The organism is Luteimonas gilva, from assembly GCF_005239095.1.
GTDB lineage: Bacteria > Pseudomonadota > Gammaproteobacteria > Xanthomonadales > Xanthomonadaceae > Luteimonas_C > Luteimonas_C gilva.
In genome coordinates, this window is the sequence record NZ_SZUA01000002.1 from 193,354 (window position 1) to 209,186 (window position 15,833).

General features: G+C 66.5%; 17 protein-coding genes. 14 read left to right on the forward strand and 3 right to left on the reverse strand.

The annotated features are described in order from the left end of the window. The first annotated feature begins 6 nt into the window (after positions 1–6). The 12 genes from FCE95_RS08830 to FCE95_RS08885 all read left to right on the forward strand — a co-directional run bounded on the left by FCE95_RS08830 (position 7) and on the right by FCE95_RS08885 (position 10,023). On the forward strand, positions 7–645 hold the full coding sequence (locus FCE95_RS08830) for a ParA family protein (RefSeq protein ID WP_137266666.1): 639 nt from the start codon (positions 7–9) through the stop codon (positions 643–645). A gap of 176 nt (positions 646–821) precedes the next feature. Then, a complete protein-coding gene (locus FCE95_RS08835; RefSeq protein WP_137266667.1) occupies positions 822–1,298 on the forward strand; it encodes a SixA phosphatase family protein in 477 nt (158 codons plus the stop codon). Positions 1,299–1,315: 17 nt separating this feature from the next. Next, positions 1,316–1,879 (forward strand): YceI family protein, encoded by a 564-nt coding sequence (locus tag FCE95_RS08840; RefSeq protein ID WP_137266668.1) that lies wholly within the window; start codon positions 1,316–1,318, stop codon positions 1,877–1,879. 59 nt (positions 1,880–1,938) lie between these two features. Next, entirely contained in the window at positions 1,939–3,843 is a 1,905-nt protein-coding gene (locus tag FCE95_RS08845) for a phospholipase D family protein (protein WP_137267538.1), read from the forward strand. Positions 3,844–4,080: 237 nt separating this feature from the next. Beyond that, entirely contained in the window at positions 4,081–4,287 is a 207-nt protein-coding gene (locus tag FCE95_RS08850; protein WP_137266669.1) for a hypothetical protein, read from the forward strand. Between the two features lie 105 nt (positions 4,288–4,392). After that, positions 4,393–5,004, forward strand: coding sequence for a YkvA family protein (locus tag FCE95_RS08855; RefSeq protein WP_137266670.1), 612 nt, complete (start codon positions 4,393–4,395; stop codon positions 5,002–5,004). Between the two features lie 79 nt (positions 5,005–5,083). Next, entirely contained in the window at positions 5,084–5,446 is a 363-nt protein-coding gene (locus tag FCE95_RS08860) for a hotdog fold thioesterase (protein WP_137267539.1), read from the forward strand. A gap of 218 nt (positions 5,447–5,664) precedes the next feature. Next, positions 5,665–6,441, forward strand: coding sequence for a lysophospholipid acyltransferase family protein (locus FCE95_RS08865; RefSeq protein WP_223266833.1), 777 nt, complete (start codon positions 5,665–5,667; stop codon positions 6,439–6,441). 83 nt (positions 6,442–6,524) lie between these two features. After that, positions 6,525–7,457: a YheT family hydrolase gene (locus tag FCE95_RS08870; RefSeq protein ID WP_137267541.1), complete on the forward strand. Its 933-nt coding sequence runs from the start codon at positions 6,525–6,527 to the stop codon at positions 7,455–7,457. Between the two features lie 136 nt (positions 7,458–7,593). Continuing rightward, positions 7,594–8,211 (forward strand): YbhB/YbcL family Raf kinase inhibitor-like protein, encoded by a 618-nt coding sequence (locus FCE95_RS08875; RefSeq protein WP_137266671.1) that lies wholly within the window; start codon positions 7,594–7,596, stop codon positions 8,209–8,211. A 143-nt stretch (positions 8,212–8,354) separates the two neighbouring features. Continuing rightward, on the forward strand, positions 8,355–9,338 hold the full coding sequence (locus FCE95_RS08880; RefSeq protein WP_137266672.1) for a 2-hydroxyacid dehydrogenase: 984 nt from the start codon (positions 8,355–8,357) through the stop codon (positions 9,336–9,338). Then, positions 9,331–10,023, forward strand: coding sequence for a hypothetical protein (locus FCE95_RS08885; RefSeq protein WP_137266673.1), 693 nt, complete (start codon positions 9,331–9,333; stop codon positions 10,021–10,023). The genes FCE95_RS08880 and FCE95_RS08885 overlap by 8 nt, the downstream gene beginning before the upstream one ends. 84 nt (positions 10,024–10,107) lie before the next feature. Here the strand turns inward: FCE95_RS08885 and FCE95_RS08890 are convergent, their stop codons facing one another. The 3 genes from FCE95_RS08890 to FCE95_RS08900 all read right to left on the reverse strand — a co-directional run bounded on the left by FCE95_RS08890 (position 10,108) and on the right by FCE95_RS08900 (position 13,148). After that, the gene (locus tag FCE95_RS08890; RefSeq protein ID WP_137266674.1) at positions 10,108–10,932 is read right to left on the reverse strand and encodes an META and DUF4377 domain-containing protein; all 825 of its coding nucleotides are present in this window, start codon (positions 10,930–10,932) and stop codon (positions 10,108–10,110) included. 216 nt (positions 10,933–11,148) lie between these two features. Continuing rightward, positions 11,149–12,348, reverse strand: a complete 1,200-nt coding sequence (locus tag FCE95_RS08895; RefSeq protein WP_137266675.1) for a benzoate/H(+) symporter BenE family transporter — start codon at positions 12,346–12,348, stop codon at positions 11,149–11,151. Next, on the reverse strand, positions 12,345–13,148 hold the full coding sequence (locus FCE95_RS08900) for an undecaprenyl-diphosphate phosphatase (protein WP_137266676.1): 804 nt from the start codon (positions 13,146–13,148) through the stop codon (positions 12,345–12,347). The genes FCE95_RS08895 and FCE95_RS08900 overlap by 4 nt, the downstream gene beginning before the upstream one ends. A gap of 240 nt (positions 13,149–13,388) precedes the next feature. Between FCE95_RS08900 and glnA the strand changes: the two genes are divergently transcribed. Both glnA and FCE95_RS08910 read left to right on the forward strand, forming a co-directional pair. Beyond that, positions 13,389–14,798 carry a type I glutamate--ammonia ligase gene (gene glnA / locus FCE95_RS08905; protein WP_137266677.1) on the forward strand — a complete coding sequence of 470 codons (1,410 nt, stop codon included), beginning with the start codon at positions 13,389–13,391 and terminating at the stop codon, positions 14,796–14,798. Between the two features lie 262 nt (positions 14,799–15,060). After that, positions 15,061–15,816, forward strand: a complete 756-nt coding sequence (locus FCE95_RS08910) for a TorF family putative porin (RefSeq protein WP_137266678.1) — start codon at positions 15,061–15,063, stop codon at positions 15,814–15,816. Positions 15,817–15,833 lie beyond the last annotated feature (17 nt).

Sequence of the window (15,833 nt, forward strand, 5' to 3'; positions counted from 1 at the left end):
CCGTGGATGAAGACGATCATCGTGGCCAGTTCCAAGGGCGGCGTGGGCAAGACCACCATCGCGACCCATCTGGCCGCTCAGTCGGCCCAGGCCGGGCAGCGCACGGTGATCGTGGACGCCGACCCGCAAGGTTCCTCGACTCGTTGGGCCCAGCGCCGGGCCGGCATGGCCAACGGCGCGGTGCTGCCCATCGACGGGACCAAGAAGCGCAGCTGGCAGAGGGCCGTGCCCGAGGACACCCAGCGGGTGATCGTCGACGGCGCCGCCGGGGCGATGGCGGAAGATCTGGAAAGCTTCCTCGACCAGGCCAGTGCCGTCGTGGTGCCGGTGCTGCCCTCCGCCCTGGACATCGAAGCCACGGTGCCGTTCCTGAACACTCTGGCCAAGCATCCCCGCGTGCGCAAAGGCCAATTGCCGGTGGCGCTGGTGGCCAACAAGCTCAAGCCCTGGACCAACGCTTCCCAGCAGGCGGTGGCGGTGATGAACGAGTGGTCCATCCCGGTCGTGGCCCAGCTGCGCGACAGCCAGGCCTACGTGATGCTGACCGGGCTGGGCAAAAGCCTGTTCGACTACAACTCCGCGCAGATCCGCGAGCACCAGAACGATTGGCAGCCATTATTGAAGTGGCTGGGCAAAGCCCGCTGACGTAGCCCGGGTGGAGCCGCAGGCGATACCCGGGGAACAAGACGCGACTCGGTCCCGGATATCGCTTCGCTCCACCCGGGCTACATGAATCCTGAATCTTTGCCGCGGCGAATCCCGGGTATCGCCTGCGGCTCCACCCGGGCTACGCTAAGGCCTGCGATGCGCGAAGCGAGCCCATGAGAGAACTGATCCTGCTGCGACACGCCCATGCCGAACCGGCCACCACCGGCCAGGCCGATCTGGACCGACCGCTGTCGCCGGAAGGACTGGCCGAAGCCGAGGCCGCCGGCCGCTGGCTGGCCGAGCAGGGCCTGATTCCGGACCGGGCGCTGTGCTCGCCTTCGCGGCGGACACGGGAAACCTTGGAGGCGGTGCTGGGCAAGATCGGCTACGTCGACCAGCGCCTGGAAACCGGCATCTACGAGGCGACGCCCGGCGCGCTGGCCGCGCTGGCCGACGGGCATCGCGAGGCCGAACGCCTGCTCCTGGTCGGCCACAACCCCGGTCTAGAACAACTGGCCGCGCTGATGCACAGCGGCCAATCCGGCGACTACCGCGGCATGCCGCCGGGCGGGATCGCGGTGTTGTCGCTGCCGGCCGATGCGGCGATCGAGCCCGGCATCGCCACCCTCTCCGCGTTCTGGTGGCCGTGAGGCCCAGCGCCGGCGCCATGCGCGCGTTCGTTGGGCTGTGTTGGCTGCTCGCGCTCGGCGCCGCTTCCGCGGCGCCGGCGAACCTGCGGATCGATACGGCCCATACCCGCTTGGGTTTCAGCATCGAGACGCGTTGGGGACAAACCCTCGACGGCCGCTTCCCGCAGTACGAAGGTGAAATCGTGCCGCTGAGCGAAGGCCGGCACCGGGTGCAGCTGCGCCTGGCCGCGGGCGCGGTCGAGATCGAAGACAGCCCGCGCTACAGCCGCTTCGCCCGCGGTTCGCGCTTCTTCGACGCCGAACGGCATCCGTCGATCGAATTCATCTCCGAGCCTTACGACGAAGCGCTGCTGCGCAACGGCGGCGAGCTCGGCGGACGCTTGACCATCCGCGGCGTCACCCGCCGCGAAGTGTTCACGATCGCGCCGGCGGCGTGCGCGCGGCCCGCGCACGATTGCGACGTGGTCGCGCGCGGCAGCGTGCGCCGCGAGAACTACGGCATCAACGGCTTCGGCCTGGCGATCCACAACCGCGTGTACTTCCTGCTCAACTTGCGCATGCGCGCAGAGCCGCCGGCTTGAACGCAGCGCGCGCGCTACTGCTGGCGCTGCTGGCCTTGTCGTGCGGGGCCTGCGCGACGATGTCGCAGTCGCAGCGCGAACGCGCGACGCTGATCGCGACGCAGGCGCGCTCCACCGTTATCGACTGCGCCGCAGCCGACCGCTGCGCGCAACCGTCGCCGCTGCACGAACTGGGCGAAAAAGCCTTGCTGGAATCGGGTCCGGACGCGCCGCGCCATTACGCGCTGATCCTGGACCGCGGCCCGCAAGCTTTGCTGGCGCGGATCAATCTGCTGCGCAGCGCGCGCGCTAAGATCGACTTGCAGACCTACATCTTCGACGAGGACGACGCCGGCCGGCTGGTGCTGGACGAATTGCTGGCCGCGGCGCGGCGCGGCGTACGGGTGCGGGTGCTGGTCGACCAATTGTCGGCCTTGAAGAGCGTCGACACCTTGGCCGCGCTGGCCGGCGCGCATGCGAATTTCCAGATCCGGATCTACAACCCGGTGCTCAACCGCGCCCGGATCAGTTACCCGCAATACCTGATCGCCGGTTTGTGCTGCTTCCGCCGCTTGAATCAGCGCATGCACAGCAAATTGCTGTTGATTGACGATGAAGTCGGCATCACCGGCGGCCGCAACTATCAGGACGACTATTACGACTGGAATCCGTCGTACAACTTCCGCGACCGCGACGTCCTGGTCGCCGGCCCCGTGGCGCGCGAAATGGCCGCCAACTTCGAGGCGTTTTGGGGCGCCTTCCGGACTAAACCGGTGGAACAGCTGGGCGACGTCGGCAAGCGCCTGCTGCGGCAAGGCGTGCCCGCTCTGCCGTCGCCGCATTACGAACAGCCGCAGCGTGCGCAGGCGATGTCGCAGAACGCGAGCGACGCGGCGCTGGTGGAGCGCGAACTGGCTTCGCAAGCGATGCGCGTGGCTGGCGTGGATTTCGTCGCCGATCTTCCGCAAAAGCACCGCCGCGACCCCAAGCGCGCCGAAGCGGCGAAGCTGACCACGCCGGGCTTGAACCAGCTCATCGCCTCGGCGCGCGAGGAAGTCTTGCTGCAGACGCCGTACCTGGTGCTGTCCAAGCCGGCGCAGCAATTGTTCCGGCAACTGCACGAAGGCCCTAATCCGCCGCGGATCGTCATTTCGACCAATAGCCTGGCGGCGACCGATTCGTTCATCACCTACGCGCTGTCCTACAAATACAAGCGACGCTATCTGCGCGACTTCGGCTTCCAGATCTACGAATTGAAGCCGTTCCCGCTCACCGCGCCGATCGACCTGACGGCGACCGGCGCCGATTTGCCGAAGGATGTGGCCCCCCTGCTCTTGCCCGGACAGGCCGTTCCATCCCCGTCGCCGCAACCGATGGGCCTTTCGGGCAGCGGCGGCAGCGGCCGCGCGTTGCGCGGCGCCGACGCGTCGCGGGCCCCGCTCGAGCGGGAATCGTTCGTGGGCCGCTATTTCGGCAGCGGCGCCAACCGCCCCGTTCCGCTCAAGAGCGCAGGCGTGCGCATCGGTTTGCACGCCAAGTCGATGGTCATCGACCACCGGATCGGCGTAGTCGGCACCCACAATTTCGATCCGCGCGGCGACCGCTACAACACCGAGAGCGCGGTGGTGATCGAGGACGACGCGTTCGCGCAGGCGCTGGCGGCGAGCATCCGCGGCGACATCGCGCCGGAGAATTCGTGGGTGATCGCGCGGCGCGACAAGCCGCCGGTGTTCTCCGGCTTGGAATATTCGCTGGCGAAGATTTCCGAACACTTGCCGCTGTTCGACCTATGGCCGGTGCGCTACGCCACCAGCTACGAATTCAAGCCGGGCCCGAACTGCCCCTTGCCGCTGCCGCCGGACGCGCCGGGCTTCCGCGATTGCTACGAACCGGTCGGCGACTATCCGGAAGTGGACCTGGGCTTCAAATGGCTCAGCACGCGGATCTTCACCGCCTTCGGCGCGGGATTGGCGCCGATCCTGTAACCGCTTTTTGTGGGGCGCTTCAGCCGCGAGCTTTCCTGCAGATTGCAGCGATGTGACCGGAAGAGCTCGCGGCTGAAGCCGCTCCCACAAAAGCCATGGACGAAAGCAAAGACCCTGCCATCGGTCATGCCCGCGCGCTTGCAACCGTTCGGCGCGTTGCGTCATCCAAATACTCGAAGGCCGCCGATAACGCTTCCCCGGTAGCGCGGCCCGCCCCCACGACGTGCAGGAATCGCCATGAACCGCCAGAACAAGAACAACCCGGCCGCGCCGACCCCGACTCGGACCGCGCCCACCGCATCGAACCGCTTCCGCATCGCAGGCCCGGCATGGCAGTTGGGGCGCCAGCGCGATTTCGGCGTCGGCTACGGCAACAGCAGCGGCTACGCCAGCGATCGGCGCTACGCCGAAGATTGGGGCCAGGAACGCTTCCGCATGGCGTGAAAAATACGTTTTGGCCCCCGCGCGCGCAGCGTCGCGATTGACGCGCCGGGGGCGGCGGCCTAGTCTGGCGGCTTCCTTTTCCGCCCCGGACCCCACGGAACCGCCATGTCGATCTCGCTGACCATCGAACTGAACGACCGCGACCTCGAGCACTTCAATAAAGCGATGGAAGCGGCGCGCAAGGCGGCCGAAGGCAAGTCGTCCGACGAGGTGATCAACGCCGCCAGCGCTCTGCTGGCCGACGCGCAGAAAGTGCACGTGCCCGATTTCATCCTGGACCGCCTGCTGCGCCTGGACGACATGATCGCCATGGTCCGCGACACCGGCTGGGAACTGCCCGAAGCGGACAAGCAGCGGGTGCTGTCGGCGCTGGTGTATTTCGCCGATCCGGCGGACGTGATCCCGGACAACATCGAAGTGCTCGGCTTCCTCGACGACGCGATCATGATCGAGCTGTGCGTCAAGGAACTGAAGCACGAGCTGGACGCCTACGACGACTTCTGCGACTTCCGCCAGCGCGAAGCCGAGAAGCGCGGCATCGAACCGTCCGCGGTCGGCCATCCCGACTGGCTGGACAGCCGCCGCCAGGAGCTGTTCGAGCGCATGCACCAGCGCCGCGAGCGCGACTACGGCACCGGCTACGGCAGCAGCAGCGGGTACGCGGCCAAGCGCACCTACACGCGCACCTGGCGGCCGGGCATGTTCAAGTTCAACTGATCCGGTCCTAACCGCCGCGTCGGTGTTCCGCCAGGACGTCACTCTCGACGAACTCAACGCGTTGTCGAAAGGCACGCTGATGGAGCCGCTCGGGATCCGCTTCACCGAGCTCGGCGCGGATTACCTGCGCGGCACGATGCCGGTCGATGCGCGCACGCACCAGCCCTATGGCCTGTTGCACGGCGGCGCCTCGGTGGCATTGGCCGAAACCCTGGGCAGCAGCGCCGGCGGCTTGTGCGTCGGCCCGGGCCAGGGCGTGGTGGGGATCGAGATCAACGCCAACCACCTGCGCGGCGTGCGCGAAGGCTTGGTCGTCGGCACCGCGCGGCCGATCCACGTCGGCCGCAGCACCCAGGTGTGGGAGATCAAGATCGAGGACGAACGCGGACGGCCGGTGTGCGTGTCGCGGCTGACGCTGGCGGTGATCGACAAGCCGGCATGACCTCTCCTTCTCCTGCGAGGCGGGAGAAGGTGGCGCGAAGCGCCGGATGAGGGCGCGCGGGCTTGCCGGTCGCGACAAACAACCGGTTTCCGACCACCCTCCAGGGCTGCCGCAATCGGCGACTCCCCGCGGCCTCACCCAAACCCTCTCCCGCAGGCGGGAGAGGGCTACAGCCGAAGCTATAGCCCGACTCTAATGCGCTTGAGTATCGTTGCTCCGTGAGCTCCTCTTCCTCTCCGGTCCTGCGCTGGCTGCGATACGCGATCCGCGTGCCGCTGCTGGCGGTGCATATCGTCGTCGGGTTGCCGCTGGCGCTGCTGTGCATGACGCCGCTGACCGACGGCATCCGCATCGGCGACGAACCGCTGCGCTATCGCGTCATCCGCGCCTGGTCGGCCGGCTTGATGCGGGTGTTCGGCTTCCGCCTGCGCCGCTTCGGCACGCCGCTGCCGGGCGCGGCGCTGTTCGTCGCCAACCACGTCAGCTGGACCGACATCGTCGTGCTGCACAGCCAGCGGATGATGGGTTTCGTGGCCAAGCGCGAGATCAGCGGTTGGCCGCTGGTGGGTTGGCTGGCCGCGCGCGGGGAGACCATCTTCCATCAGCGCGGCAGCACCGAATCGCTGGGCGGCGTGCTGCACGAAATGCTGGCGCGGCTGCGCGCCGGGCGCTCGGTCGGCGTGTTTCCGGAAGGCCGCACCCGCGGCGGCGAAGCGGTCGGTCCGTTCCATGCGCGCATCTTCCTGGCCGCGGTCGAAGCGGGCGCGCCGGTGCAGCCGATCGCGTTGCGCTACGGCGCGCGCGGCTCGGCGCAGACCGTGGTCGCGTTCGGCCCGGGCGAAAGCTTCTTCGGCAATTTCCTGCGCTTGCTCGGCGAACCGTCGCGCGATGCGGAAGTGCATTTCCTGGCGCCGATCGCCACCGTCGACGCCGAAGGCCGGCGCCGCATCGCCGAGCTGGCGCGCGACCGGATCGTGGCGGCGATGGCGTCGTGAAAACGACGGCGGCCGCGCAGGTTTCGCCGCAGGCCTCCGGCTATCGGCCGCCCTGGTGGCTGCGCAGTCCGCATTTGCAGTCGATGCTGGGCTCCAGCCCGATGCGCCGTCGCCGCGGCGAACGCGAGCTGGCCGCGCTGCGCCCGATCACCACCGAACACATCGTCGACGGCGGCGACGGCGTGCGCTTGCACGGCCTGCACAGCCGGATCGAAGGCGCGCCGCCGCGCGGCCTGGCCTTGCTGCTGCATGGTTGGGAAGGCAGCGCCGAATCCAGCTATATGCGCTTGACCGCGGCGCAGCTGCTGCGCGCCGGTTTCGAAGTGTTCCGGCTCAATTTCCGCGACCACGGCGACACTCACCACCTCAACGAAGATCTGTTCCATTCCAACCGCATCGGCGAAGTGGTGCATGCCGCCTGCGACATCGCGCAGCGCTTCCCGGCACGGCCGCTGATGGCGGCCGGCTATTCGCTGGGCGGAAATTTCGCTTTGCGCTTGGCGCTGCGCGCGCCCGTCGCCGGATTGCCGCTGGCGCACGTCGCGGCGGTATGTCCGGTCTTGGATCCGGCGCGGACGATGGAAGTGATGGAAGCCGGGGTGGGCGTGTATCTGGGCTATTTCGAACGCAAATGGCGCGATTCGCTGGTGCGCAAGCGTGCGCTGTTCCCCGAGCTGCACGACTACGATAACCGCACCTTAAAGCAGGGCATGCGCGAGCTGACCCGCTGGTTGGTGGAAAGGCATACCGATTTCGGCACCATCGACGCCTATTTCGACGGCTACAACATCGCCGGCGAACGCATGGCCGGCCTGCAGGTGCCGGCCAGCATCCTGACCAGCGAAGACGATCCGGTGATTCCCGCGGCCGATTTCCGCGAGTTGCGCCTGCCCGGCACGGCATATCTGGAAATCGCGCGCTGGGGCGGGCATTGCGGGTTCCTGCTCAACGGCAAGCTCGACGGCTACGGCGAGCATTGGGTGGCCGAGCGCCTGAGCGCCGCGGCATCTCCGTAGCCCGGGTAAGCGCAGCGCACCGGGGAGGCGAGTCGCGACATGTGCCCGGGTGCGGCCTGCGGCCTTACCCGGGCTACGAATTTTTCATTGCGGGGGGCCGATAATCCCGAGTCGCGTACCCCATCAAGGAAAAGCCATGAAACTGCGCAGCGACAGCTTCGACAACGGCGGCCGCATCCCGCCCGAATTCGCGATGGGCGCCGTCGACGGCTTCGGCGGCAACCGCAATCCGCATCTGGCCTGGGACGAGGTTCCGCCCGGCGCGCGCTCGTTCGCGCTGCTGTGCATCGATGGCGACGCGCCGACCGATCCTTCGCTGGTCGGCAAGGAAGGCGTCGAGATTCCGGCCGATCACCCTCGCGGCGAATTCGTGCACTGGGCGATGGCGGACATCCCCGCCGACGTCCGCGAAATCGCCGCGGGTAGTTGCAGCGACGGCGTGACCAAGCAAGGCAAGCGTTCGCCGCAAGGCCCGGCCGGTTCGCGCCAAGGCTTGAACGACTACACCGGCTGGTTCACCGGCGACGCCGAACTGGGCGGAGATTATTTCGGTTACGACGGCCCCTACCCGCCGCCGAACGATCTTCGCACGCATCGCTACGTCTTCCGCTTGTTCGCGCTGGGCGCCGACAAGCTCGAACTGCCCGCGAAATTCACCGCTGCCGACGTGCGCAAAGCGGCCGAAGGTCAGGTTCTGGCCGAAGCGGCCGTCACCGGAAATTACTCGCTGAATCCGAAGGTGCTCGCCGGCTAGCCGCGAGCGCCTCCGCTTTTTGTAGGAGCGGCTAAAGCCGCTCCTACAAAAGCCAGCCAACCGAAGCGTGGACGTGGCTTCCGCCGTTTTGCCCGCTATGCTTAGCGCCGGGGGGAGCGGTACCGCGCTAGGGGGCAAGCAAGATGTCGATCTCGGGAACCGCGTCCGCCGCGGCGGCGCGCATGCCGCTGCCGAAAATGACGGTGATGTGCGCACGCGGGCGCGACAGCTTCGTTCCCGGTCAATTGGACGCCCTGCACCAGGTTGCGGACTTGATGCTGTGTCCCGTGCTGGCGCCTTTGTCCGCGGCGGAATTCGTCGAGCGTTGCGGCGACGCGCAGATACTCGGTTTCACCCGCCGCGCCATCGCCGATTTCGATCGCGGCGCGATCGACGCGCTGCCGAAGCTGCGCGCCGTCGCGATCCACGCCACCGGCACCGAATGGATCGACCTGGAAGCATTGCGCGAACGCGGCATCGCCTTCGCGAGCCTGCCGGACTATTCCGCGGTGAGCGTGGCCGAACACAGCATCGCTATGCTGCTCGCGCTGAGCAGGCGCTTGCATCTGAGCGAACGCGTCTCCCGCGGCGACCTGCCGGCAACGGTGTCGCTGCGCGGATGGGAATTGGCGGGCAAACGCCTGGGCGTGGTCGGCCACGGCCGGATCGGTTCGCGCGTCGCGCGCCTGGCCGAGGCGTTCGGCATGGAAGTGGCTTGGAGCGATCCGGCGCCCGCCGTTCCCGCGACGGGCGCGGGCGTCGGTTTCGATGCGCTGATCGAGCGGTCGGATGTGGTCGTGTTGGCCTGTCCGCAGCGGCGCGGCGCGGCGCCGATCGTCGGCGCGCGCGAGCTGGAACGGATGCGGCCGGGGAGTTATCTGATCAATCCGGCGCGCAGCACCTTGGTGGACAATCATGCCGTCCTGTCGGCGATCCGCGCGAAAACGCTGTCGGGCTACGCCGTCGACGACAAAGTGTTCGCGGAAGCGGCGCTGGCCGGCATCGAGCCGGGACGCATCCTGCAAACCGGGCATACCGCTTGGTATTCGGACGAAACCATCGCCCGCGGCATGGCGCATTGGGTGGCCGCATTGACCGCGCTGGCGGAAAAGGTCGCCCATGAGTGACGCCGTCGCGATCGGCGATCCCGCCCGCTTGGCGCGGCTGCGCTCGGCTTTGTTGTGGCTGAGCGCGTTGTTGCCGGCCGGCTTCGTGGCGCTGCTGATCCTGGCGCAATGGCCGAATTATTGGCTATGGATCAATTTCGAACACACCCCGATGACCACGCTGGAAGTGGCGGTGATGTTCGCCACCGCGATGGCCGCCTTCGTGGCCGGCGCGCGCGCTTGGTTGTCGCGCGCGCCGCAAGCGGCCACGTGGTGGCTGCTCGCGGCGGCCTTCCTCTGGTTCGCGCTGGACGATCGCTTCGCGCTGCACGAGCGCCTGCGCGACCGCGTGCTCGCCCCGCACGGCGTGTCCATTCCTTTCCTGCCCTGGGTCGCGCCCGGCGATTTCATCATGCTGGGATACGCCGCGGTCGGCTTGATTTTCCTGCCGCGCGTTTGGCGGCTGATCTGCGCGGACCCAGGCGCGCGCGCGAGATTGATCGCTGCGGTCGTCTTTGCGATCGCGGCGGTGGCCCTGGATTCGATCGATCTCGCGTCCTTGTCGATTCCGATGCAGCGTTTCGAGCAGACGCTGGAGGAATGCCTGGAACTCGCCGCGCAGGTCGCGTTCTTGCAAACTTTCTTGTGCGCGTTCCTGGGCGAGCTGGGCAAAGGCTCTCCGGCGCGAACCGTAGTGCGACCGTAGAGTCGAGCCCGCTCGACTGCCTTTCCTCCAAGACCGCAGATCGTGACGGAGAGCAGTCGAGCAGGCTCGACTCTACGAAAAACGCTATTTAGCGGGAGCGATTTCCGACTCGACCACCATGTCGAGCACGTAAACCACCGACGAAGCGTCGGCCGGCGCCGGATCGCGCTTGAACTTCTTCAGCCGCAGCACCTTGCGTTCGCCCTCGACGAAATCGAAGCCTTCGATGCCTTCGTACAACGGCTGCCATTCGCCCGGCGGCGATTGCTTGACGCCGTTGTCGGCGTAGCGGATTTCGCGCACCTGCAGGCACTGGTGGTTCGGAATCAGCGGATGGTTGCAAGCCACGCGCTTGGGCGCGACTTCCAAAAACACGGTTTCGCCGGGGCCGCCGTAACGCGTTTCCGGCGTCGCTTCGCCGACCCAGGCCGATTGCTCGCCGTTGCCGGCGACCAGGCGCAGGCGCGGCGGCGCGCTTTCTTCCACGCGCGCTTCCAGCGGCTTGGCGAGCAGGTCGCTCACCGCCTTGTCCGCTTTCATCAGCGGCTCGTCGCAGGCCATCAGCGTCGATTGCAGGCTGCCGACTTTCAGCTTGCCCTGCGCGTCGGTTTCATACGCGCCGCCGATGTGGTTGCAGCCGCCGGAAACGCCGACTTTGCCGCCTTCGAAACTTAGGCTCAGCGCGCGGTCGCCGCCGGGGAACAGCGCGTCGATGCGTTTGCCTTGCGCGTCGGTCGCCGATTCCAGCTTCCAGCGGTAACCGGCCAGCGCGGCGCCGGCATCGGCGGTCGGCTCGGTTTGAGCGGGCGGTTCGGTGGTCGAAGCGGGCTCGACGGGCGCGGGTTTGTCGGTCGGGGTGCAGGCGACCGCGGCCAACGGCAACAACAGCAACAGGAGGCGCAGGTTCATGACGAATCTCCGGTGGGGACCATACCTAACGTGCCTAAGGCTATGGCGGGGTTAGCGCAGGCAACGGCTCTTGTGGGAGGGCTTCAGCCCCGACAAGCTGTCCGGCGACTCTTGCCGGGGCTGAAGCGCCTCCCACAAAGACGGCCCTGGCTTGCAGCGCTCAGCCTTCGTTGCGGGCCGATCCTAGCAGCGCGGCGGTGAGGACGGCGCCAGCATTCAGGCCGCGCGTCGGCGCAGCGCCAACAGCACCGCCACGCCGGCCAGCAAGCCCCAGAACGCCGAACCGATCCCGCCCAGGCTCAGCCCCGAAGCGGTTACCAGAAAAGTGATCAGCGCCGGCTCACGGTCTTGTTCCTCGCGCAACGCCGCGGCCAGGCTGTTGCCGATGGTGCCGAACAAGGCGATGCCGGCGATCGCCATGATCAATTCTTTCGGGAAGGCCGCGAACAAGGCCGCGACGGTCGCGCCGAACAAACCGACGACCACATAGAAAATGCCCGCGAACACCGCAGCGACGTAGCGCCGCGACGGTTCCTCGTGCGCTTCGCGGCCCATGCAGATCGCCGCGGTGATCGCCGCCAAGTTCAGCGCGTAGGCGCCGAACGGCGCGAGCACGACGTTCACCGCGCCGATCCAGCCGATCACCGGCGATATCGGCACGTCGAAGCCCGATGCGCGGATCACCGCCACGCCCGGCACGTTCTGCGAGGCCATCGTCACCACGAACAGCGGCAGCGCGATGCCGAACACCGCGGCCAGCGACAAGTCCGGCATGGTGAAGATCGGCTTGGCCAACTGCAGATGCACGGCGCCCAGTTGCAGGCTGCCGGTGCCCGCGGCGATGGCGATGCCGGTCAGCAGCGTCGCGATCACCGCATAGCGCGGAAACCACCGCCGTCCGCACAAATAGACGACCAGCATCGCCAAGGCCAACACCAGCCGCGTCTGCATCGCCACGAACGCGTCCAGCCCGAAGCGCAACAACACGCCGGCCAGCATGCCCGAAGCCAGCGCCAGCGGAATGCGGCGCATGCCGCGTTCGAACCAGCCGCTGAAGCCGGCGATCAGGATCAACAACGCCGACAGCAAGAAAGCGCCGATCGCCTGCGATAGCGGCAGCCCGGACGTCGTGGTGATCAGCATTGCCGCGCCCGGCGTCGACCACGCCGTCACCACCGGCACGCGATAGCGCAGCGACAAGGCGATGCAGGTGACGCCCATGCCCAAGCCGAGCGCCCAGATCCAGGAACTGATTTCGTCCGGCGATGCGCCTAAAGCCTGCGCCGCCTGGAACACGATCACCGCCGAACTGGCGAAGCCGACCAGCACGGTGACGAAGCCGGCCACGGCGGCCGACAGCGACACGTCGCGGAAGAAACCCGCCGAAGCCGTCGCGTCCGCCGCCGGCTCGCTCACGGCGACGGCACCAGCAGCAGCAATGCGACGCCCGCGACGAAGCGGTACACGGCGAACGCGGTGAAGCGGTGGCTCTGGATGTAGCGCAACAGCCACTTCACCGCGACGAAGGCGGTGATCGCCGATGCGACGAAAGCGACGCCCAGCGCGGTCCAATCCTCGTGCGCCGCACCGCCGTTGCGCAGCACGTGCAGCAGTTCGTAGCCGGTGGCGGCGAACATGGTGGGAATGCCGACCAGGAACGCGAACTCGGTGGCCGCGGCGCGGTTGGTGGTGCCGGCGAGCAGGGCGACGAAGATCGTCGCGCCCGAGCGCGAAGTGCCGGGGAACACGCCGGCGACCACTTGCGCGATGCCGACCAGGATCGCCGTCGTCCACGAAATCTCGCTGCGTTCGCCCAGTTTCTCGGCGCGCTTGGCGGCCAGTTGCTCGGCCGCGATCATCCATACGCCGCCCAAAATCAGCGCCCAGGCCACCGGCGCCACCGTTTCCGGCAATTCCCAGCCCAGCGCCTTCACCAGCAGGCCGCCGGCGGCGGTGAAGCCGAACGCGACCGCTAGCTTCAACGCGTAGTCGCGGTTGGCCTTTTCGCGGAAGCCGATCAGCAATTGCCAAAGACGCTGCCGATAAATCAGCACCACGGCGAGGATCGCGCCGGCCTGGATCGAGATGTTGAACAAGTCGCTGCGGCGGCCCAGCCAGTGTTCGGCGATCAGCAGATGGCCGGTGCTGGAGATGGGCAGGAATTCGGTGATGCCTTCGATGATGCCCAGCAGCAGGGCGGCCAGCAGGTCGGTCATGGGTGCGCGATGGGTCCGTGGCGGTGGTCTTGTCTTTGTAGAGCGGAGCAAGCTCCGCTCTACAAAGCGGGGAAGCATAGCCGATCGAGACTAAGCATCTAATTAGTGCTAAACGACAATGACAAGCACCAAGTTAGTGCATTTCAAATCACAAATTAGCTGTAATTCTTTATAAATCAATAGTTTGATTGTTGGCACAGAGCTTGCAATAAACACGGCATCCCAAACCAAGGCGGTGCCATGTCTTACGAGAACGTCGAAAAGCTCATCAAGGACCACAAGGTCGAATTCGTCGACCTGCGCTTCGCCGACATGCGCGGCGTGCAGCACCACGTCACCTTCCCCAAGTCGATCGTCGAGCCGGGCCTGTTCGAGGACGGCAAGATGTTCGACGGCTCCTCCATCAGCGGCTGGAAGGGCATCAACGAATCGGACATGGTGCTGCTGCCCGATCCGTCGACCGCGTTCCTGGATCCGTTCACCGCCGATCCGACCTTGGTGCTGACCTGCGACATCCTGGATCCGGCCACCATGCAGGCCTACTCGCGCGATCCGCGCGGCGTGGCCAAGCGCGCCGAGGCCTATCTGAAGTCCAGCGGCTTGGCCGATCAGGCTTTCTTCGGTCCGGAACCGGAATTCTTCATCTTCGATTCGGTGCGCTACGCCAACGAAATGGGCCACACCTTCTTCCACGTCGATTCGGAAGAAGCGCATTGGAACTCGGCCAAGGAATACGAAGGCGGCAACAGCGGCTACCGTCCCGGCATCAAGGGCGGCTATTTCCCGGTCGCGCCGATGGATTCGCTGCACGACCTGCGCGCCGAAATGTGCAAGACGCTGGAACAAGTCGGCATCGAAGTCGAAGTGCACCACCACGAAGTGGCGAACGCCGGCCAATGCGAGATCGGCACCAAGTTCAACTCGCTGGTCAAGAAGGCCGACGAGCTGCTGACCATGAAGTACATCATCAAGAACGTCGCCTTCCGCAACGGCAAGACGGCCACGTTCATGCCCAAGCCGATCGTCGGCGACAACGGCAGCGGCATGCATGTGCACCAGTCGTTGGCCAAGGGCGGCGTCAACCTGTTCAGCGGCGACGGCTACGGCGGCCTGAGCCAGATGGCGCTGTGGTACATCGGCGGCATCTTCAAGCACGCGCGCGCGATCAACGCGTTCGCCAACTCCACCACCAACTCGTACAAGCGATTGGTGCCCGGCTTCGAAGCGCCGGTGATGTTGGCCTACTCGGCGCGCAACCGCTCGGCGAGCTGCCGCATTCCGTACGTGGCCAATCCGAAGGCGCGCCGCATTGAAATCCGCTTCCCCGATCCGATGAACTCCGGCTACCTGATCTTCGCCGCGCTGATGATGGCCGGCTTGGACGGCATCAAGAACCAGATCGATCCGGGCGGCCCCAGCGACAAGGATTTGTACGACCTGCCGCCGGAAGAGGAGAAGGGCATCCCGACCGTGTGCCATTCGCTGGACCAGGCGCTGGAAGCGCTCGACAAGGACCGCGAGTTCCTGAAGGCCGGCGGCGTGTTCACCGACGACTTCATCGACGGCTACATCGCGCTGAAGATGAAGGAAGTGACCGCGTTCCGCGCGGCGACGCATCCGCTTGAGTACCAGATGTACTACGCGATCTGATGAGTTTTGAGCCCTCCCCTTCAAGGGGAGGGTTGGGTGGGGAGGGGTTTGCGCTGCGACATGAACCCCATCCCGATCCCGGCCTTCCCCTTGAAGGGGAAGGAGACAAGCCAAGCAACGGCCTAACCATCGCAGAGGAGAAAGCGAAACCGTTCCAAGCGCGACCCGGACGCGACGAAGCCGGGCAGGCGCTACGCAAGGCGCAAGCAGCAATGACTGGGGAGGGCTCACTTGGGCGTGTCCTACACGCATGGAGCCTGTCATGTCTCGCAAGACCGCACTCGCATCGTCGTTACCGCTGCTCCTGCTGGGCGCGGGGCACGCGTACGCCGGCACCACCGGCAACGTCGCCTTGACCAGCGATTACCTGTTTCGCGGCGTTTCTCAAACCAATCAAGAGCCCGCCGTCCAAGGCGGCGTCGAATACGCGGCCGATGGCGGTTTCTATGTCGGCGCCTGGGGCAGCAGCGTCAGCTGGCTGTCCGACCTGTCCACCGACGCAGCGCCGATCTCCAGCGACGTGGAACTGGACGGCTATCTCGGCTACCGCGGCAAATTCGGCGACAGCAAGCTCGCCTACGACGTCGGCGCGCTTTACTACTGGTATCCGGGCGATTTCCCCGCCGGCTTCAACAGCGCCGACACCGGCGAAGTCTATTTCGGCCTCAGCGCCGGCCTGTCCGATACGGCCACCCTCGCCGCCAAGTATTCGTACGCGGTCACCGATCTGTTCGGCTACGCCGATTCGGACGGCAGCGGCTATCTGGATCTCTCATTGAACTGGCAATTCACGCCCGGTTGGACGTTGAACGTCCACGGCGGCAAGCAGTGGATCGAGAACAACGAAGCCTACGAATACGCCGACTGGAAGCTCGGCGTGACCAAGGCCTTCGACAACGGCTTCTCGATCGCCGCCGCCTACACCGGCACCGACGCGGAAAAAACCCTCTACACCAACGCTTTCGGCAACGAGATCGCCGAAGGCAGGTTCTCGCTCACCTTCGCCAAGGCCTTCTAAGGAGACGCCGATGCGCA